This is a genomic window from Micromonospora sp. NPDC007271 (assembly GCF_040634005.1).
Taxonomy (GTDB): Bacteria; Actinomycetota; Actinomycetes; order Mycobacteriales; family Micromonosporaceae; genus Micromonospora.
Genome location: NZ_JBEYER010000091.1, coordinates 1 through 19476, shown reverse-complemented (window position 1 = coordinate 19476; position 19476 = coordinate 1). Strand labels below are relative to the sequence as shown.

General features: G+C 73.2%; 15 protein-coding genes and 1 pseudogene. 14 read left to right on the top strand and 2 right to left on the bottom strand.

Annotated features, from left to right (window positions below; translation table 11 throughout):
• Nucleotides 1–3: 3 nt before the first annotated feature.
• Nucleotides 4–60, bottom strand: a pseudogene (locus tag ABZ570_RS26460) (hypothetical protein); the annotation flags it as partial.
• 325 nt (nucleotides 61–385) lie between these two features.
• On the opposite strand from ABZ570_RS26460, the gene ABZ570_RS26455 reads away from it, so the two are divergent.
• The 14 genes from ABZ570_RS26455 (at nucleotide 386) to ABZ570_RS26390 (ending at nucleotide 17372) form a co-directional block, all read left to right on the top strand.
• Nucleotides 386–1366 carry a LacI family DNA-binding transcriptional regulator gene (locus tag ABZ570_RS26455; RefSeq protein WP_358069077.1) on the top strand — a complete coding sequence of 327 codons (981 nt, stop codon included), beginning with the start codon at nucleotides 386–388 and terminating at the stop codon, nucleotides 1364–1366.
• 50 nt (nucleotides 1367–1416) lie between these two features.
• Nucleotides 1417–2457 carry a BMP family ABC transporter substrate-binding protein gene (locus tag ABZ570_RS26450; protein ID WP_358069074.1) on the top strand — a complete coding sequence of 347 codons (1041 nt, stop codon included), beginning with the start codon at nucleotides 1417–1419 and terminating at the stop codon, nucleotides 2455–2457.
• A gap of 75 nt (nucleotides 2458–2532) precedes the next feature.
• Nucleotides 2533–4086 carry an ABC transporter ATP-binding protein gene (locus ABZ570_RS26445; protein ID WP_358069071.1) on the top strand — a complete coding sequence of 518 codons (1554 nt, stop codon included), beginning with the start codon at nucleotides 2533–2535 and terminating at the stop codon, nucleotides 4084–4086.
• Complete coding sequence (locus ABZ570_RS26440; protein WP_358069068.1) at nucleotides 4083–5195, top strand: ABC transporter permease; 1113 nt, start codon at nucleotides 4083–4085, stop codon at nucleotides 5193–5195. Before ABZ570_RS26445 ends, ABZ570_RS26440 begins: the two co-directional genes overlap by 4 nt.
• On the top strand, nucleotides 5192–6103 hold the full coding sequence (locus tag ABZ570_RS26435) for an ABC transporter permease (protein WP_358069065.1): 912 nt from the start codon (nucleotides 5192–5194) through the stop codon (nucleotides 6101–6103). The genes ABZ570_RS26440 and ABZ570_RS26435 overlap by 4 nt, the downstream gene beginning before the upstream one ends.
• Nucleotides 6100–7032: a nucleoside hydrolase gene (locus ABZ570_RS26430; RefSeq protein ID WP_358069062.1), complete on the top strand. Its 933-nt coding sequence runs from the start codon at nucleotides 6100–6102 to the stop codon at nucleotides 7030–7032. Before ABZ570_RS26435 ends, ABZ570_RS26430 begins: the two co-directional genes overlap by 4 nt.
• Nucleotides 7033–7084: 52 nt before the next feature.
• Nucleotides 7085–7843 (top strand): glutamine amidotransferase, encoded by a 759-nt coding sequence (locus tag ABZ570_RS26425; protein WP_358069059.1) that lies wholly within the window; start codon nucleotides 7085–7087, stop codon nucleotides 7841–7843.
• On the top strand, nucleotides 7840–8601 hold the full coding sequence (locus ABZ570_RS26420; RefSeq protein WP_358069056.1) for an alpha/beta fold hydrolase: 762 nt from the start codon (nucleotides 7840–7842) through the stop codon (nucleotides 8599–8601). Before ABZ570_RS26425 ends, ABZ570_RS26420 begins: the two co-directional genes overlap by 4 nt.
• Nucleotides 8598–9611 (top strand): acetamidase/formamidase family protein, encoded by a 1014-nt coding sequence (locus ABZ570_RS26415; RefSeq protein WP_358069053.1) that lies wholly within the window; start codon nucleotides 8598–8600, stop codon nucleotides 9609–9611. The genes ABZ570_RS26420 and ABZ570_RS26415 overlap by 4 nt, the downstream gene beginning before the upstream one ends.
• Nucleotides 9608–10555, top strand: a complete 948-nt coding sequence (locus ABZ570_RS26410; RefSeq protein ID WP_358069050.1) for a ribokinase — start codon at nucleotides 9608–9610, stop codon at nucleotides 10553–10555. The genes ABZ570_RS26415 and ABZ570_RS26410 overlap by 4 nt, the downstream gene beginning before the upstream one ends.
• A complete protein-coding gene (locus tag ABZ570_RS26405; protein ID WP_358069047.1) occupies nucleotides 10552–12054 on the top strand; it encodes an aldehyde dehydrogenase family protein in 1503 nt (500 codons plus the stop codon). Before ABZ570_RS26410 ends, ABZ570_RS26405 begins: the two co-directional genes overlap by 4 nt.
• On the top strand, nucleotides 12051–13253 hold the full coding sequence (gene lhgO / locus ABZ570_RS26400) for an L-2-hydroxyglutarate oxidase (RefSeq protein WP_358069044.1): 1203 nt from the start codon (nucleotides 12051–12053) through the stop codon (nucleotides 13251–13253). Before ABZ570_RS26405 ends, lhgO begins: the two co-directional genes overlap by 4 nt.
• A gap of 2 nt (nucleotides 13254–13255) precedes the next feature.
• A complete protein-coding gene (locus tag ABZ570_RS26395) occupies nucleotides 13256–16171 on the top strand; it encodes an FAD-linked oxidase C-terminal domain-containing protein (RefSeq protein ID WP_358069041.1) in 2916 nt (971 codons plus the stop codon).
• Nucleotides 16172–16289: 118 nt separating this feature from the next.
• On the top strand, nucleotides 16290–17372 hold the full coding sequence (locus ABZ570_RS26390; protein ID WP_358069038.1) for a prenyltransferase: 1083 nt from the start codon (nucleotides 16290–16292) through the stop codon (nucleotides 17370–17372).
• 147 nt (nucleotides 17373–17519) lie between these two features.
• Here ABZ570_RS26390 and ABZ570_RS26385 read toward each other — a convergent pair whose 3' ends face one another.
• Nucleotides 17520–18971 carry an APC family permease gene (locus ABZ570_RS26385; RefSeq protein ID WP_358069035.1) on the bottom strand — a complete coding sequence of 484 codons (1452 nt, stop codon included), beginning with the start codon at nucleotides 18969–18971 and terminating at the stop codon, nucleotides 17520–17522.
• Nucleotides 18972–19476: the final 505 nt, after the last annotated feature.

Here is a 19476-nt window from a genome sequence, read left to right as displayed (position 1 = left end):
GATGCCCCAGTGCACGAAGATGCCCAGCTTGGCGGCGGCGAACCAGGGCTGCAGGGTCATCGGGTCCGTCCTCCGGTCGGTGTCGTTCCCGGCGGGCCATCCACCTGGGCAACAGTCAAGAGGTCGCCCAGTCGATCGGCAACCCATCGTTCAGCCTCTATCGGCAGGGGTGGCGTGACCCCGTCCGCCCGACAGTCGGGCAGGAACGGGACGACCAGGTGTAAAGGCGGCCATGGTCGGGGTGGCGCCGGCCGGCCGCACCCGATGGATTCCGGGTCTTTTCCATTTCGTGTCTTGACAGTCACGAAGCCGTAGGACGTATGGTTCGACGCAACCGGTTGCGCAACCGGTTGCGTATCCTGGTGCACGAGGAGGTGCAGGGGAAATGGCTACGATCGCCGACGTCGCGAGAGCGGCGGGCGTGCACCGCTCCACGGTGTCGCGGATCCTCCGCGATCCGAAGGCGTTCCGCGGCGAGACCCGCGCGCGGGTGCTGGAGGCGGCGGCTCGCCTCGACTATCGGCCGAGCCGGATCGCGCAGGCACTGAGCGGCGGCGCGTCCCCCCTGGTGCCGCTGGTGGTGCCGGACATCAGCAACCCGTTCTTCGCCCGGGTCGCCCGCGGGGCGGAGGAGATCGCCCGCGCCTCGGGCCTGCACATCGTGGTCTGCAGCACCGGCGGCGACGTCGAGGCCGAGGTCGCGTACCTCCAGGCCATGAGCGATCTCGACACCCCGTGCATCCTCTTCACCCCGAGCACCGACACCGTGGCGGCGCAGCTGCTCTCGATCGCGCGGCACACCGCCGTCGTGCTCATCGACCGCTCCCTGCCGGAAACCGACCTCCGCTGCGTCCGGGTGGACCACGCGCAGGCCGCTGCGGACGGCACGCAGCACCTGCTCACCCGCGGGCACCGCCGCGTCGCCTGCGTCAGCGGCCCGATGTCGGCCTCTTCCGCCCGCGAGCGGATCGCCGGCTACCGGACGGTCATGGACGAGGCCGGACTGCCCGCCCAGGTGGTGGAAGGTGACTTCACCATCGCCGGCGGCCGGCACGCCGGCGCGCGCCTCTTCGCCGGCGGCGAGCCGCCGACCGCCGTGCTCGCCGCCAACGACCTCTGCGCCGTCGGCCTGCTGGCCGCGGCGCGTGACGCCGGGCTCCGGGTGCCTGACGACGTGGCCGTGCTGGGCTTCGACGACCTCGACGTCGCGCAGCACGTGAACCCGAGCCTGACCACCCTCCGACAGCCCTCCGCCGAACTGGGCGGCCAGGCGGCCCGCCTGGCGCTCGCCGACGCCGGACTCGGCGACGACTCGGACGTCGTCCTGACCCTCCAGGCCGAACTCATCGTCCGGGAGTCGGCGTGATCCAGACCGTTCGCACCACCCCCGCAACGCTCCTCAGGAAAGGCGCCATCATGAAGAACCTCCATGTCCGCCGGCGCTCGCTGGTGGCCCTGGCAGCCGTGGCCGCGGCTGCCGTCACGATGTCGGCCTGCTCGGCCGGTGACCCGAACGCCGCCGGCAAGGGCGACGGCACCAACGCCGTCTACGTGATGTCCGACAACCTCGGCGACAAGGGCTTCAACGACTCCGCGAAGGCCGGCTTCGACCGGGCCAAGGCCGAGGGCGCCGGCACGAAACTGCTGCAGGCGTCGCCGAGCGACCCGCAGCTGTGGCGGCAGAACCTCGAGGCCGTCTCCAACTCCGGCCAGTACGACCTGATCTTCACCGGCCCCGGCATGCACGACAACCTCGCCGCGGTCGCCCCCCAGCACCCCGACCAGAAGTACGTCTTCTTCGACGACGAGCTCAAGGCGCCGAACGTCCTGTCCATCCGGTACGCCCAGAACGAGGGCTCCTACCTGGCCGGCGTCCTGGCCGCCAACGCCTCGCTCGACCCGAAGACGTTCCCGCTGTCCAAGGGCAACAAGAAGGTGGGCATCGTCGCGGGCCAGGACCTGCCCGGCATCCAGGAGTTCATCGTCGGCTTCAAGCAGGGCGTGGCCTCCGTGGACCCCAAGATCGCGGTCAACATCTCGTTCGTCGGCAACTTCAACGACGCGCAGAAGGCGTACGACCTGACCACGACGCTGTTCAACTCGGGTGCGGACGTCGTCTACAACGTTGCCGGCCCCGCCGGTCTCGGCATCCTGAAGGCCGCCGCCGACACCAACCACTACGCGATCGGCGTGGACTCCGACCAGAACGCCCTGCACCCCAAGAACGTGCTCGCCTCGATGCTCAAGCAGATCGGCAACTCGGTCTACGACTCGGTCAAGAAGTACGAGAAGGGCGAGATCAAGTTCGGCGAGACGGTCGTGTACGGCCTGGACAACGACGGTGTGGCCCTGGTCTACAACGACGCGCTCGTGCCCACCGAGGTGAAGCAGAAGGTCGACGCGGCCAAGCAGAAGGTGGTCAGCGGCGAGGTCAAGGTCGACTCCGTACTGAAGTAGTCAGGCCCGTGGCCGCGACGGACGCCCGACGGCCGTCGCGGCCACGGCCAGATCGTGCCAAGCGAAGGAAGCCATATGGACGCCTCCACCGCGGGTCACCCGATCCTGCATCTGCAGGGGATCCGCAAGACGTTCGGTAGCAAGGTGGCAATCGAGTCCATCGACCTGGCGGTCGCCGCCGGGGAGGTCCACGCGATCTGCGGCGAGAACGGCGCGGGCAAGTCGACGCTGATGAACATCCTGGCCGGCATCCACCAGCCGGACAGCGGGACGATCAGCGTCCGGGGCCGGGCGGTGGGCATCGGGGGCCCGGCGGAGGCGGCCCGGCTCGGCATCGGCATGGTGCACCAGCACTTCACCCTGGTGCCGTCGATGACGGTGGCCGAGAACATCTTCCTCGGGCGGCAGCCGCGCCGCTGGGGCGGCCTCGTGGCCGACCGCGCGGCGATGCGGCAGGCGGCCGCGGCCCTGATCAGCCGCTACGGCTTCGAGCTGCGCCCCGACCAGCGGGTACGGGACCTGACCGTCGGACAGCGCCAGCGCGTCGAGATCATCAAGGCGCTCGCCTTCGACGCCGAGATCCTCATCCTGGACGAGCCGACCGCGGTGCTCACCCCCGCCGAGGTCGACGACCTGATGAAGGTCATCGAGGTGCTCCGCGACCGGGGCCGCACCGTCCTGTTCATTACCCACAAGCTGCGTGAGGTCAAGGCGGTGGCCGACCGGGTAAGCGTCATCCGACACGGCCGCAGCGTCGGCACCCGCGACAACGCGGGCCTCTCCGAGTCGGAGATCGCCGACCTCATGGTGGGCCGCGCCGTCTTCCTCGCCGACCGCAAGCAGGTGCCGCCTCGCACTGAGCGCGGCGACGACCACCTGACGGTCGCGGGCCTGACCAGCGTCGACGCGACCGGGCGTGCGGTGCTGGAGGACGTCACCTTCGGCATCCGGCCCGGCGAGGTGCTCGGCATCGCCGGCGTGGAAGGGAACGGGCAGACCGAACTCGCCGAGGCGCTGACCGGCCTGCGCGCCGTCACCTCCGGCCGGATCACCCTCGACGGCACGGACGTCACCGGCTGGTCGGCGGGCCGGCGCCGCGGTGCCGGCATGGCCTTCATCCCCGAGGACCGGCTGGACCGGGGCCTGAGCCCGACCATGTCGGTGGCGGAGAACCTCGCCGCGTCGAACTACGGCCGCGGCAAGCTGGTCCGCCGCGGCCTGATCTCGCAGGCGGCGCTGCGCCGCTTCGCCGCCGAGCAGATTCGGCGGTACGACATCCGTGGCGCCGCGCCGGAGACCCCGGTGGGGACGCTCTCCGGCGGCAACATGCAGAAGGTGGTGCTCGCCCGCGAACTCGCCCGGGAACCACGGGTCCTCGTCGTGTCCCAACCCACCCGCGGGGTGGACATCGGGGCGAGCGAGTTCGTCCACCGGCAGATCCTCGCCGCCGCCGAGCGCGGTTGCGCCGTACTGCTGATCTCGTCGGAACTCTCCGAGGTGCTCGCGCTCTCCGACCGGATCGGGGTGATGCTGCGCGGGCGCATCGTCGACGTGCTGGACGCCGCCGACGCGACGGAGACCCGGCTGGGCCTGTTGATGAGTGGCGGCCGAGCGGAGGTGGCGGCATGAGCACTATGACTGAGTTGACGGCGGCCGTCGACGCGTACCAGGAGACCCGGAGCGCGGCCCTGCGCCGGCGCGTACGCGAGACCTGGTCCGCGTCGCGCCGCCCGCTGATCGCGGTGGTCCTCACCCTGGTCGTCGGCTACCTGCTCGTGGTCGTGGTCTCCGACAACCCGGTGCTCGCGTACCAGCAGCTCTTCCTGGGCAACTTCGCCAGCCCCGCGAACGTCGGCAACCTGCTGATGCGGACCGCGCCGCTGCTGCTGATCGCCATCGGCATCGTCTTCTCGTTCCGGGCCGGCATCTTCAACGTCGGCGCGGAGGGGCAGCTGTACGTCGGCGCGATCAGCGCCGCCGCGGCGGCCCTGGCGCTGCCCACGCTCCCCGCCGTGCCGCTGATCCTGATCTCCATGGCCGCCGGCATGGCGGCCGGGGCGATCCTGGCCTGGATCCCAGGGCAGCTGAAGGTCCGGCTCAACGTGGACGAGGTCGTCACCACGCTGATGCTCAACTTCATCGCCATGCTGCTCACCAGCTACCTGGTCAGCAAGCCGCTGCGGGATCCGACCGCGTACGGCGCCACCAGCAAGCCGCTGCCGCCGCAGTCCTTCCTGCCGCAGATCCCCGGCCTGCCCACCGCCAACATCGGCTTCCTGATCGCGCTGCTGACCGTGCCGGTGGCCTGGCTGGTGCTGTTCCGCACCCCGTGGGGCGCCGAACTGCGCGCCGCCGGCAGCAACCTGCGCTTCGCCGAGGCCGTCGGCGTACGCGCCAAAAGCCAGATCATCCGCGCGATGCTGGTCTCCGGCGGCCTCGCCGGGCTGGCCGGCGCGGTCTACGTCCTGGGCACCGGGCACCGCTTCGAGCAGAACTTCTCCCCGGGCTTCGGACTCATCGCGCTGACCGTGGCCCTGCTGGCCCGGCTGCACCCGGTGGCGGTGCTGCTGACCAGCCTCTTCTACGCGGCCATGCTCAACGGCGCCGCCTACATGCAGATCACCACGGACGTGCCCCGCTCGCTCGTCAGCCTGCTGACGGGTCTGCTCGTCGTCCTGATGACCGTCGAGTTCCGTCGTCGGCACCGCGCAAGGGTGCAGAAGGAGGCCGGGGCATGAACCAGTTCCTGTACGCCGCGCTGCTGTCGACCACCCCGGTGCTGCTGGCGGCGCTGGCGGCGATGTTCACCCAGCAGGCCAACATCCTCAACGTCGCCGTCGAGGGCATGATGCTGACCGCCGCCTTCGTGGCGATCGCGGTCGGGCAGGCCACCGGCAGCGTCGCCGCCGCCCTGCTCGCGGCCCTGCTCGCCGGCCTGCTGATGGCCCTGGTGTTCGGCGTGGTGACGCTGATCCTGCACGCCGACCCGCTGGTCGCCGGCCTCGGCATCAACCTGCTGGCGGCGGGGGTGACGGTGTTCCTGCTGGAGCGGGTCTACCACAACCCCGGCGGCCTGCGGCCGGACAGCTTCCCCGACCTGTGGCGGATCGAGGCCGGCTGGCTGGAGGCGATTCCGGTGATCGGGCCGGCGCTGAACGGGCAGAGCGTCATCGTCTACCTGGCGATCCTGCTCGTGCCGGTCTCGTCGATCGTCCTGTACCGCACGCCGCTCGGCTACGCCCTGCGGGCCGCCGGCGAGGACGAGGCCGCGGCCCGCGCCGCCGGCATCAACGTGCCCCGCGTACGCCTGATCGCGGTGCTGTTCAGCGGCGTGCTCGGCGGGCTCGCCGGCGCGCAGCTCTCCATGGCCACCCTGCACTTCTTCCTGCCCGACATGACCAGCGGGCGCGGCTTCCTCGGGCTGGCGGCGATGCTGTTCGGCGGCGCCACGCCGGGCGGCTCGGTCGCCGCGTCGGCGCTGTTCGGCGTCGCCGGGGCGGCCGGTGACCGGCTGCAGAGCGGCGCCATCCCCAACCAGCTGGTCCTGGCGCTGCCGTACATCGCCGCGATCGTCGCGCTGAGCCTCGCCAAGGCGGGCGTGCTGCGCCGCGTCCGGATCCTCAAGAAAGCGAAGGCAACCGCGTGAGCACCCCCATCGTCTACGACTGCGACCCCGGCAACGACGACGCGCTCGCCGTCCTCGCGGCCGTCGGGCACCCGGGGCTCGACCTGCTGGCGGTCACCACCGTGGCCGGCCACCTGGTGGCGGAGCACACCGCCCGCAACGCGGCGATCGCCCTGGCCGCCGCCGGCTCGGCCGTCCCGGTCAGTCGCGGCAGCGCGCTGCCGCTGGTCCGGGACCAGGTGCTCGCCGGGATCCTCGACCTCGAGCAGGGGCTGGACCGGGTCCGGGAGGACCTGCCGGCCGTGACCCTCGACCCGCGCCACTCCGTCGACCTGATCATCGACACCGTGCGGGCCCGGCCCGGCGCCGTGCTGGTCGCCACCGGGCCGCTGACCAACATTGCCACGGCGCTGCGCAAGCACCCGGCCGTCGCCGACGACCTGGCCCGGATCATCACCCTCAGCGGTGCCTGGGGCCTCGGCGGCAAGACCGCGGCCGCGGAGTTCAACGTGTGGTGCGACCCGGAGGCGGCGGCCGTCGTCTACTCGGCACCCGTGCCGGTCACCGTGCTACCCACCGAGGCCAGCGGCGGCGTACCCGTCGACGAGGACCTCGTCGCCCGGGTGGCGCAGCTGCCCGGCCCCGCCGCCGCGCTGGCCGTGGAGCTGATGCAGTCGCTGCGCGGCACCCACCGCAGCAACGTCCTCGGGCCCACCCCGGTGCCGCTCAACGACCCGTGCGCCGTCCTGTACGCCGCCGACCCCGGGCTCGGCGAGCTGGTGCGGGTCCGCGCCGACGTCGAGCTGGCCGGCCGCCACACGTACGGGCGGACGGTCATCGACCTCGGTGGTCGTAGCCCCGAGCCATCCAACGTCGACGTGGTGCTCCGCCTGGACGCCGCCGCCGTGCAGGACGCGCTGGTCGACAGCCTCCGCCGGCTCGCCCCCTGACGTCGCACCGAACCCGTACGCAACATTCCTGGCACCGAAAGGAACCCATACCGTGACCCGCAAGTCGGTCCTCATCGCCGGCGAGTCCTGGACCGTTCACAGCATCCACCAGAAGGGCTTCGACAGCTTCACCACGACCGAGTACGCGGAGGGGGTGCGGTGGCTGCGGCAGGCCCTGGAGGACGGCGGCTGGCAGGTCACCTACCAGCCGGCGCACGTCGCGGCCACCGACTTCCCGAGCACGGTCGAGGAGCTGAACGCCTACGACTGCGTGATCATCAGTGATGTCGGCGCCAACACCTTCCTGCTGCACCCGGAGACCTTCACGAAGTCGGTGCCGCTCCCGGACCGCCTCGCCGTGCTGCGGGACTGGGTCCACGGCGGGGGAGGGGTCATCATGGTCGGCGGTTACCTCACCTTCCAGGGCATCGACGCGAAGGCCCGTTACGCCGGCAGCGCCATCGAGGACGCCCTGCCGGTGACCATGCACCCGTACGACGACCGCGCCGAGCGCCCCGCCGGCGTCACGCCGGCCGTCCAGCTCCCGGAGCACCCGGCGATCCGCGGCGTCACCGGTCCCTGGCCGGACCTGCTCGGCTACAACGTCGTGCGGCCCCGCCCGGAGGCCGACGTGGTCGTCACCGTCGACGCCGACCCGCTCGTGGTGGCCTGGGAGTACGGCCGCGGACGCGGTCTGGCCTTCACCTCCGACTGCGGGCCGCACTGGGCGCCGCCGGCCTTCGTCGACTGGGCCGGCTACGCCCCGCTCTGGCAGCAGATGGTGTCCTGGACCGCCGGGGAAGGGCGATGACGATGGTTCCGCTCAACGTCGCGACCTGGGGAGCGGCGGGCGGCCCGGTCTGCGTGTGCCTGCACGGCATCACGGCCAACTCCAGCTCGTGGACCCGGCTCGGGCCGCGTCTTGCCGAACTCGGGTTCCGGGTGCTGGCCCCCGAGCTGCGGGGGCACGGCGAGAGCCCGAAGACGGCCGACGGGTACGACACGGAGACGCTGCTGGCGGACCTTGCCGGCGTCGTGCCGGCGCAGCCGGACGTGCTGATCGGGCACTCGTTCGGCGGCTACCTCGCCCAGGAGGCGGTGCTGCGCGGCGTGCTCCGGCCCGGGGCGCTGATCCTCGAGGACCCGGTCTCCCACCAGCCGGACCAGGAGGTGCCCACCGCGATGCTGGCGTACGACCGTGAGCACCTGCCCCGCGACATCGAGGGAACCCTCGCGCTGAACCCGCACTGGACCCGGCTGGACGCCGCCGGCAAGGTGCTCAGCCTCGAACAGGTGCACTGGGACGGGGCGCGGGCGGCGTTCGCCGGCAACGCCCCGTGGGACCTGCGCGGCGCCGCGGCCCGGGTGGCCGCCACCGTCCCGACTCGCTGGGTGCTGCCCGGCGAGAGCCGGTTCGTCCCGGCGGTGGACGTCGCGGCGCTGCGCGCGGCGGTCGGCGCCGACTCGGTGGTCGTCGTGCCGCACGCCGGGCACAGCATCCACCGGGACGACCTGGACCGCTTCGTCGACGTGGTGACGTCGTTGCACGACCCGAGGAGCCGTTCGTGACCCGCATCCACCCGGCGCCGGAGCAGTTCGCCTTCACCGTCGGCGGGCTGCCCCCCATCGCCACGGCCGAGGTCGGCGCGGAGCTCGAGGTGTTCACCGAGGACTGCTTCTCGGGGCGCCTGACCTCGGTCACCGGCCGCCCCCGCGAGGTCGCGCCGTTCCCGCGGGTGAACCCGCTGACCGGGCCGATCGAGCTGCGCGGCGTGCGGCGCGGTGACGTGGTCGCGATCCACCTGGTCGATCTCACCCCGGCCCGGGACTGGGGCGTCTCCACCCTGTCGCCCCACTTCGGCGCGCTCTCCGGCACCCGGCTCAGCCCCAACCTCCAGCCGGAGGCGGCGGAACACGTGTGGATCTGGTCGGTCGACCCGGCGACGGGCACGGTGCGTACCCGCACCGCCGACGGCCGGGAGCTGGCCGTACCGCTGCGCCCGTTCCACGGGACGGTGGGGGTGGCCCCGGCGCACGGCGAGGTACGGACCAGCGCGGTGCCGGACGCCTTCGGCGGCAACCTCGACGTGCCGGCGCTCGGCGCCGGCACCACCCTCTACCTGCGGGCCAACGTGGACGGCGCGATGCTCTACCTCGGCGACGGCCACTTCGCGCAGGGCGACGGCGAGTTCGGTGGCACGGCGGTCGAGGGCGCCATGGTGACCCGGCTGCGGACCGCGGTGCTGGCGGAGGAGCACCTCGCGGCCCGGGACGTCGACTGGCCCCGGATGGAGACGGACGACGAGATCATCGCCGTCGGCGCCGGCCGGCCCCTGGAGGACGCGGCACGGGTCGCCGTGCACACCCTCGTCCAGTGGGTCAGCCAGAGCTGCGACCTGCGACCGCACGACGCCTACCAGCTGGTGTCCCAGGGCTGCTCGGCCCGGGTCGGCAACCTGGTCAACCCGTCGTACACGGTCAGCGTCTCGCTGCCCAAGGCCCTGCTGCCCGGCCGACCCGTGCTGATGGGCGGCACGCACGACCGGCTGCGCGGGCACCGGACGGAGGCCGGCGCATGACCGGACACCAGCCGGACGTCGTCGTGGTCGGCAGCGTCAACGCCGACCTGCGCATCGAAGTCGACATGCTGCCCCGGCCGGGCGAGACGATCCACGGTGGATCGCCCTCCTGGCTCAGTGGCGGCAAGGGCGCCAACCAGGCGGTGGCCCTGGCCCGGCTCGGCCGGGCCGTCACCCTGGTCGGCGCCGTCGGCTCCGACCAGGTCAGCACGGATCTGGCCCGGCAGCTCGCGGCCGAAGGGGTGAACATCGACCGGCTGGCCACCGTGGACGGCCCCGCCGGGCAGGCGGTGGTCTTCGTCGACCCGTCCGGCGAGAACTCGATCGTCGTGTCGCCCGGTGCCAACGCGGCCGTGCACCCCGACCTGGTCCGCCGGGCGCACGCCGAGCTGGCCGGGGCGAAGGTGGTCCTGGCGCAGCTGGAGATCCCCGTCGACGCCGTCCTGGCCGCCGCGTCGGCCACCCGCGGCGCCTTCGTGCTCAACCCGGCGCCGGCGCTGCCGCTGCCACCCGAGCTGCTGAGCCGGGTGGACGTGCTGGTGCCCAACCGGGGCGAACTGGCGCAGCTGTGCGCGGCGGCGCTGCCGGTCACGGTGGACGAGGTCGCGGCGCTGGCTCGGACGCTGCCCTGCGCCGCGGTGGTGGTGACCCTGGGCGGCGACGGCGCTCTCGTCGTCGACGGCGACACCGTCCGCCACCTCACACCGCCCGCGGTCACCGCCGTGGACACCACCGGGGCGGGGGACTGCTTCTGCGGCGCCCTCGCCGACGCCCTCGCGGACGGGCGCCCACTGGTCGACGCCGCCGAGTTCGCCGTCCGGGCGGCGGCGCTGAGCGTGACGGCGGCCGGCGCGCAGGCGTCCATGCCCAGCCGCGAACAGGTGCTGGCCCTGGCGGCATCGACCGGCCGGCACGCCGAGGACAGGATGGGGGTTTCGAAATGACGCGGACCCAGGACGACCAGCTCGACGGGCTCGGCGAGGTCGCGGACGTCGTCGAACGTGCCCGCCGCGCGGCACCCGGGTTCGCCGGTGCCGGGCGCGAGCGGCGTGCCCGGATGCTCGAGACGATGGCCGGGCAGCTGGAACGGTCCCGCGCCGAGCTGGTGGCGACCGCCGCGGCGGAGACCGCCCTCGCGCCGGACCTGCTCGACGCCGAGGTGACCCGCACCGCCGACCAGCTGCGGATGTTCGCCGATGTCGTGCGGGAGGGCTCGTACCTGGAGGCCACCGTCGACACCGCCCCGACCGGCGACGTGCTGCGCTGGTTGCAGCCGCTGGGGCCGGTCGCGGTCTTCGGCGCCAGCAACTTCCCCTTCGCGTACGGCGTCGCCGGCGGTGACACCGCCTCGGCGCTCGCCGCCGGGTGTCCGGTCGTGGCCAAGGAGCACCCCTCGCACCCGCGTACCTGCCGGGCCGTGCTGTTCGCCCTGCGTACGGCGGCCGTGGCGGCGGGGTTCAGCCCGGACGTGATCGGCATGGTCAGCGGGTTCGAGGCCGGTGTGCAGCTCGTCACCCACCCGGCCGTCACGGCGGTCGGGTTCACCGGGTCGGTCGGCGGCGGACGGGCCCTGTTCGACCTCTGCGCCGCGCGCCCCGTGCCGATTCCGTTCTACGGCGAGTTGGGCAGCGTCAACCCGGCCGTCGTGCTGCCGCACGCCGCCCGGACCCCGGACGCGGTGATCGAGCCGCTCGTCACCTCGATGCTCACCCGTGGCGGTCAGGTCTGCACCAAGGCGGGCCTGGTCTTCCTGCCCGAGGACGCGGAGGGGCTCGCCGACCGGCTGCGCCGGCGGATGGCGGACGCCCCGCGTCCGGTGCTGCTCAACGCGTCGATCGCCGCCGCGTACGCGGCCGGCACCGCGAAGCGGGCGGCGCTGGACGGCGTCGAGGTGCTCTGCGGCGGCGACGCCGAGGCCGGCGCCGGTGACCCCGCGCCGGCGCCCCCGGTGCTGCTCGCCACCACCGTGGCGGGTCTGCTCGCCGACGCCAACGCCGACCTGCGGGAGGAGTGCTTCGGCCCGTACGCGGTCCTGGTGCGCTACCGGTCCGTGGCGGAGCTGCGCACCGCCCTGGCCGCGCTCCCGTCCTCGCTGGTGGCCGGGGTGTACGCCACCGACGAGGACCTCCCCGACGCCCGCGACGTGCTGCCCGTGCTGGTCGACCGGGCGGGCCGGGTGGTGTGGAACCAGCCGACCAGCGGGCTCCGGGTGGGCTGGGCGACCCACCACGGCGGCGGCTACCCCGCCTCCACCGCCTCCGGCACCACCAGTGTCGGCGCCACCGCGATCCGGCGCTGGCTGCGTCCGTCGGCGCTGCAGGGCTGGCCCGCGGCGCTGCTGCCAGCCGAGCTGCGCGACCCGGCTGGGGACGTTCCGGGCCTGCCGGTGCGCCGGAACGGCCAGTTGCGCGTGCCCGCGACCGAGCAGGGTCCTTCGGCATGACTCACGTCGTGGTCGGGGCGGGGATCGTCGGGCTGGCGGTCGCCCGGGAGCTGCTGATCCGTCGCCCCGGCAGCTCCGTCGTCGTGCTCGAGAAGGAGCGCCAGGTCGGCCTGCACCAGACCGGCCACAACAGCGGTGTCGTGCACGCCGGCGTGTACTACCAACCGGGGTCGCTGAAGGCGACGCTATGCCGGCGGGGGGTCGCGCTGCTGCGCGAGTACACCGCCGAGCACGACATCGCCTACCAGGAGCTGGGCAAGGTCATCGTCGCGCGGGACGCGACGGAGGAGGCCCGGCTGGCCGACCTGTTCGCGCGGGCGCGGGCCAACGGCGTACCCGGCGTGCAGCTGCTGGGGCCGGACGGCCTGCGGGACCGGGAGCCCCACGCACGGGGCAGGGCCGCCCTGCTCTCGCCGCACACCGCCGTGGTCGACTTCGGTCAGGTCGCCCGGTCCCTCGCCGCCGACGTGGCCCGGCTCGGCGGCGAGGTCCGCCCGGGCACCGCCGTCACCGGGATCACCCGACGCGGCGACGCGGTGGCGCTCACCACGACCGGGCAGGACGTCGTGGCCGAGCAGGTCATCCTCTGCGCCGGGCTGCACGTCGACCGGCTCGCCACGATGGCCGGCGGGGACCCCGCGCCGCGGATCCTGCCGTTCCGCGGCGAGTACTACCGGCTGCGGCCGGAGCGGTCGTCACTCGTGCGCGGCCTGATCTACCCGGTACCCGACCCGCGGTACCCGTTCCTCGGCGTCCACCTCACCCGCCGGATCGACGGGACCGTCGACGTCGGCCCCAACGCGGTGCTCGCGCTGGCCCGCGAGGGCTACCGCCGGAGGGACGTCCGCCTCGACGACCTGCTCGCGACGCTGGGCTACGCCGGGTTCCCGCGGCTGGCCGCCCGGCACTGGCGTACCGGCGTGCGGGAGATGCTCGGGTCGTTGCTCAAGGGCCGGTTCGTCGCCGCCGCACGGCACTACGTTCCCGAGCTGGCCTCCGCCGACCTCGTCCGTGCCCCGGCCGGTGTCCGCGCCCAGGCCGTGGACCGGCGGGGAGACCTGGTCGACGACTTCCGGATCGAGATCATGGGGCGCGTCGTCGCGGTACGCAACGCCCCCTCGCCCGCGGCGACGTCCTCGCTTGCCATCGCCGAGCACGTGGTGGAGCGGGCGTTGTCCGCGGCAACCGAACGGGAGTAGGAATGGGTACGAGTTCACCCGGCGCGGCACCCCGGACGCCGGACGCGGCGGCCACCCGCGACCTCGTCGGCGCGCTGCGCCGCGCGGGCGTGGCCGAGGTCGACGACTCGCCGTTGCGCCGTTCGCTCTACTCCTCCGACGCGTCGCTGTACCGGATCCCGCCGCAGGTGGTCGTCCTGCCCCGGCACGTCGACGAGGTGCTCGCGGTGCTGGCCGTCGCGACGGAGCACCGGGTCGCGGTCACCATGCGCGGCGCCGGCACCTCGATCGCCGGCAACGCGGTCGGCCCCGGCATCGTGGTGGACACCAGCCGGCACCTCGACCGGGTGCTGGAGATTGACCCGGATACGCGGACCGCGCTGGTCGAACCAGGTGTCGTGCAGTCGCGCCTGCAACGGGCGGCGGCCCCGTACGGCCTGCGGTTCGGGCCCGACCCGTCGACCCACAACCGCGCCACACTGGGCGGGATGATCGGCAACAACGCCTGCGGGTCACGGGCCCTGGGGTACGGCCGCACCAGCGACAACGTCCTCGGCCTCGACGTGCTGGCCGGCACCGGCGAGCGCCTGCGCCTCGGCGCGATCGACGGCGCGACCGAGGAGTCGCCGCTGCTGGCCGACCTGCGGCGGCTGGTCCGGGGGAACCTGGCCACGATCCGGACCGAGCTCGGCCGGTTCGGCCGTCAGGTCTCCGGATACTCCCTCGAGCACCTGCTGCCCGAGCGCGGTTTCGACGTGGCCCGCGCGCTCGTCGGCTCCGAGGGCACCCTGGCCCTCACCCTCGCGGCCCGCGTCCGCCTGGTCCGCGACGCCCCCGTACGCGTCCTGGTGGCGCTCGGTTACCCGTCGATGGCGGAGGCCGCGGACGCGGTGCCGGCCGTCCTGCCGTACGCCCCGATCGCCTGCGAGGGCCTGGACGGGCGGATCGTGGACGTCGTCCGCGCCCGCCGGGGTGCGGCGGAGGTGCCCGACCTGCCCCGGGGCGACGGCTGGTTGCTGGTGGAGCTGGCGGGCGACGAGCGGTCCGCCGTGGTGGACACGGCGCAGCGCCTGGCCGCCGGTGCGGGCGCGCTCGACGCGGCGGTCGTCACCGACCCCGCCCACGCGGCGGCCCTGTGGCGGATCCGGGAGGACGGGGCCGGGCTGTCCGCCCGTACGCCCGCCGGCGCGCCGGCGCACGCCGGGTGGGAGGACGCCGCCGTGCCGCCGGAGAAACTCGGCGCCTACCTGCGCGAGTTCGAGGCGCTGCTGGCCGACCACCGGCTGATCGGGCTGCCGTACGGGCACTTCGGCGACGGCTGCGTGCACATCCGCATCGACTTCCCCCTGGACGGCCCCGACGGCACCCGGGTCTTCAAGGAGTTCCTGTACGCCGCCGGGGAGCTGGCCGCCCGGCACGGCGGGTCGATGTCCGGCGAGCACGGCGACGGGCGGGCCCGCGGCGAGCTGCTGCCGCTGATGTACTCGCCCGACGCGATCGCCCTGTTCGAGCGGGTCAAGGGGGTCTTTGATCCGGACGACGTGCTCAACCCGGGCGTCATCGTCCGGCCGGCGCCCCTGGACGCCGACGTGCGGGTCGCCGCCGCCCCGCCGCTGCGCCGCGCCGAGCTGCCCAGCCTCGCGCTCGCCTACCGGCACGACCGGGGCGACCTGTCGATGGCCGTCCACCGCTGCACCGGCGTCGGCAAGTGCCGCGCCGACACCACCGGATCCGGTGGCGTGATGTGCCCGTCGTTCCTGGCCACCCGGGACGAGAAGGACTCCACCCGGGGCCGGGCCCGGGTGCTTCAGGACGTGGTCTCCGGTCGGCTCGGGCCGGACGGTTGGCGGTCCGCCGCGCTGCACGACGCGCTGGACCTCTGCCTGTCCTGCAAGGGCTGCTCGGCGGACTGCCCCACCGGCGTGGACATGGCCGCCTACAAGGCCGAGGCCCTGCACCAGCGGTACCGCAGGCGGATCCGCCCCCGGTCGCACTACGTTCTCGGCTGGCTGCCGCGCTGGGCACGGCTGGCGGGTCGGCTGCCGGCCGTGACCGGCGTGCTCAACGCGATGCTGCGGTCGGCCGTGCTGCACCCGCTGATCACCTGGTCCGCCGGGGTGGACGCCCGGCGTACCCTGCCCAACTTCGCCACCACGACGTTCCGGCGCTGGTTCGCGCGGCGTGACCAGCCGTCGGCGCCGGGGCGGCACGGGGACGTCGTCCTGTTCGTCGACACCTTCACCGACGCCTTCTCGCCCGAGGTCGGGCGGGCGGCGGTGGCGGTGCTGGAGCAGGCCGGCTACCGGGTACGCGTCACCGAGAAGCCGGTCTGCTGCGGGTTGACCTGGATCTCCACCGGCCAGCTCGACGGCGCCCGCCGGCAGGTCCGGGCCACCGTCGCCGCGTTGGCCCCGCACGTACGGGCCGGCGCGGCGGTGGTCGGCCTGGAGCCGTCCTGCACCGCGGTGCTGCGCTCCGACGCGCTCGAACTGCTGGACGGCGCGGACGCGGACGCCGCCGCGGAGGTGGCGGCGGCCACCCGGACGTTGGCCGAGCTGTTGGCCGGCACGCCCGACTGGACGCCGCCGGATCTGACCGGGGCCACCGCCGTCGCCCAGCCGCACTGTCACCACCACGCGGTCATGGGCTGGGACGCCGACGCGGCGTTGCTGAAGCGGGCCGGCGTCGAGGTGCAGCGACTCGGCGGCTGCTGCGGTCTCGCCGGCAACTTCGGCGTCGAGCGGGGTCACCACGAGGTGTCCGTCGCCGTCGCGGAACACGACCTGCTGCCCGCGGTACGCGGTGCGCCGGCCGACACCGTCGTGCTCGCCGACGGATTCAGCTGCCGTACCCAGCTCGACACGCTCGCCGACCGGTCCGGGGAGCACCTGGCCCAGCTGCTCGCCCGGCACCTGCCGCCGGAGCCGACGAGCCGCTGAGCGGGATCCCCTGTGGAACGCCTTGAGTTGCGTTCCCGACAGGGTCTGCCATTGATCCCTTGGGACGGTTAGATTCTGTGATGGTCTGACTACTGGGAGGCGTTTGTCGGTGGCCGCGATGCTGGAACCCCGCCTGATTCCGCGACCTCGCCCTCCCGCCGGCGGCGCCACCCCCGCGCGGGGCCTCGCTGCGTGGAGAGGTCTGCTCCGCCTGGCCCGGCTGCGCTTCCTGCTCTACAACCTCCTGCCGGTGGGCCTGGCCGTCGCGGTCTCGGTCCACCAGGGCCACCCGCTCGATCTCAGGTGGTACGCCGTCGCGCAGCTGTTCGCGTGGGTGGTCCATGTCATGACCCACTTCTGCAACGAGTACTTCGACCTGGAGGCGGACCGGGCGAACGTCTTCTTCACCCCGTGGACGGGCGGCAGCCGGGCCCTGGTGGACGGCCTGGTCACGCCCATGGTGTCGCTCGGCGCCGGCTTCGTCCTGTTCGGCCTGTCGACGCTGATGGTGGCGGTCATGCCGTCCTGGCAGGCGCGGGTGCTCGCCACCACGGCCGTGGTGCTGGCCTGGTTCTACACGGCCCCGCCGCTGCGGCTCAACTACCGGGGTGCGGGCGAGTTGACGGTCGCCGCGATCCTCAACGGCCTCTGGCCCGCCGTCGCGGTGGTGCTCCAGGCCGGCGCCGTGCCGTGGCTGCTGCTGGCCGTGCTGGCGCCCACCGCGTTGCTCCAGGTGGCGCGGATGATGGTCATGAACCTGGGGGACCGTCGATCGGACGCCGCGGTCGGCAAGCGCACGCTGCCGGTCATCATCGGCTACCGGCCGGCGGTGCGCCTGATCGTCGCCGCCCAACCGGTCGCGTACGGGATGCTCACCGCCTTCGCGGCGCTCGGCTGGGTGCCGTGGCTGGCCTGGGCGGCGATGGTCGCGACCGCGCCGCTGTCGGTCTGGCTCGTCCTCCAACTGCGCCGCGGAGCGATGCACGACCTCGACCCCGGGCGCATGACGCCGGTGGTGTTCTGGGCCTCGAACCACGTCTCCTTGATCGTCGCGGCGGCGATGCTCGGCGTGCTCCTGGACGCCGCCCGGAGTTCCGCCAGCACCGCTGCACTGGCCGTGCTCGGCGCGGTCCTGGCCGGCTACGGGCTCCTGTTCGCCCACCGCCTGTGGCTGGCCCGCCGCGCGGCGGCCCGGGCCTGATCGCGTGCTGATCCCACCGCGGGGGCCTGACCCGGGTGCCAGCCCCCCGCTCGGCCTGACCGGGAGCGTCGGTCCGACGGCCCGCCTGACCTTGCGGACCAGGCGAGCCGTCGAAGCGCCGTCAGCGCGGCCGTCGACCAGCCGCGGTCACCGCTGGCCGGCGTGAATCCGCGGGTCGCGCTCCGGGTCCGGCGACGGGTGCAGACCCGGCTCGTGCAGTCCCTCCTCCGCGACCCGTCCGATCCGCGCGTACGCCTCCGGGCGGGCCGACTTCAGGGCGAAACCCCAGACGAGGCCGAGCGCCCCGGCGACCACCGGAATCGCCGGTAGCAGCCACTTCATGTAACTCGCGGTGCCGGGGTCGAGCAGTGCGTCGAAGTTGATCAGCAGCATCACCAGCACGACGCCGAGCAGGATCGTGGCGAGCACCGGCGCGAGGACCCGCTGCCAGAGGGTCTCCGGCCCCGGCCGCCCGTGGAAGAACCCGACCACGGCCGCGGAGGTCAGCGTCATCAGCAGCACCACACCGACCGCCGCCGCGCCGGACAGCCAGGTGAACAGGTCGATGATGGGGTCCCGGCCCGCCATCGCGAACGCCAGGAAGACGACCACCGCGAGCGCGCTCTGCACCAGCGAGCCGGCCAGGGGAGCGCCGCTGCGGGTCGAGGTCGCGCCGAGGAAGCGCGGCAGGACCCGCTCCCGGCCCAGCGCGAAGAGGTACCGGGCGACTCCGTTGTGGAACGACAGCAGCGCCGCCAGCACCGAGGTGATGAACAGGACGTTCGCGATGTCGGCGACGACCGTGCCCGCGTACTGCTCCAGCGCGCCGAAGACGACCCCCGGGCCGGCCTCCGCGGAATTCTTCGCCGCGTTCTCCGGGCCGGTCAGCACCGTCAGGGCCCAGGCGGAGGCCGCGTAGAACAGTCCGGTGAAGGCGACGGCGATGTAGGTGGCCCGAGCCACCGTCCGCCGTGGGTCCTTGACCTCCTCGCTGTAGATGGCGCCGCTCTCGAAACCGGTGAAGGAGGCGATGGTGAAGGCCAGCACCGCGCCGAAGCCGGCGGTGAACAGGTTGCCGGGATCGATGCCGGCGAAGCTGACCGCCTCGCTCGCCGGATGGGTGAAGGAGATGGCGTCGAAGATCAGCACGACCACGCACTCGAGGCCGAGCAGGACCGCCAGGACGGTGGCGTTCAGGTCGATCCGCAGGACGCCGAGCAGGCCGACGAGCGCCCAGGCGATCAGCGCCCACGCCCACCAGGCGAGGTCCAGGCCCGCCTTGGCGGACAGGAACTCCGCGAGGATCGCGCCGATCAGGCCGTAGAGACCGATTTGGATCGCGTTGTAGGCCGCCAGCGCGACCGCCGAGCCGGCCACCCCGCCGGCCCGGCCGAGGCCGTTCGCGATGTACGCGTAGAAGGCGCCGGCGTTGGCCACGTGCCGGCTCATCGCCGCGTAGCCGGTGGCGAAGACCGCGAGAACGGCGGCGAGTAGCACGTATCCCAGGGCGGCGCCGATGTTGCCGCTCACCGCGAACATCGTGGTGACGCCGCCACCGAGCACGGTCAACGGCGCCGAGGCGGCGACGGTGAAGAACACAAGATGGGCCGTGCCGAGGCGGCCACGGCGTAGTCCGCTGTCAGAAAAGAAGGAATCAGCCGACAAGACTTCTCCAGGGCGTGAGGGGGGTTGGAGCCCGTGCTAGAAGAGCCGGGAGCAGAGTATTGGTGATCACCCATCGTCACAACCCCGCTTCTCGTTGATCATGTTGCTACCGGCCGCTTGTCCGAATTGAACTGCGCGTGGTCATGCCGTACCGTGCCGTGTCGACGATTACGGCCGTCTGCTGAGGATGGACGCTCAACTTCTCGGCCTGAAGGATCGAGCTTGCTCGGCTCGTCGGGATGGTTGACCAGCCCCAGGAACCTCTAAAAGGGAGGTGACTACGTTGCATACAGGTCAGAAGACCCGCTTCGGGGTGCTTCCTCAGCCCCGGGCCCTGGAATCCGTGTCAGCAGACACGGCCCCGAGAAGCCACGAAACGGGACGCGGACGCCGCAAGGCAGCCGGTGTGCGACATGGGCGAGGGGAGACCGGCGTGAGC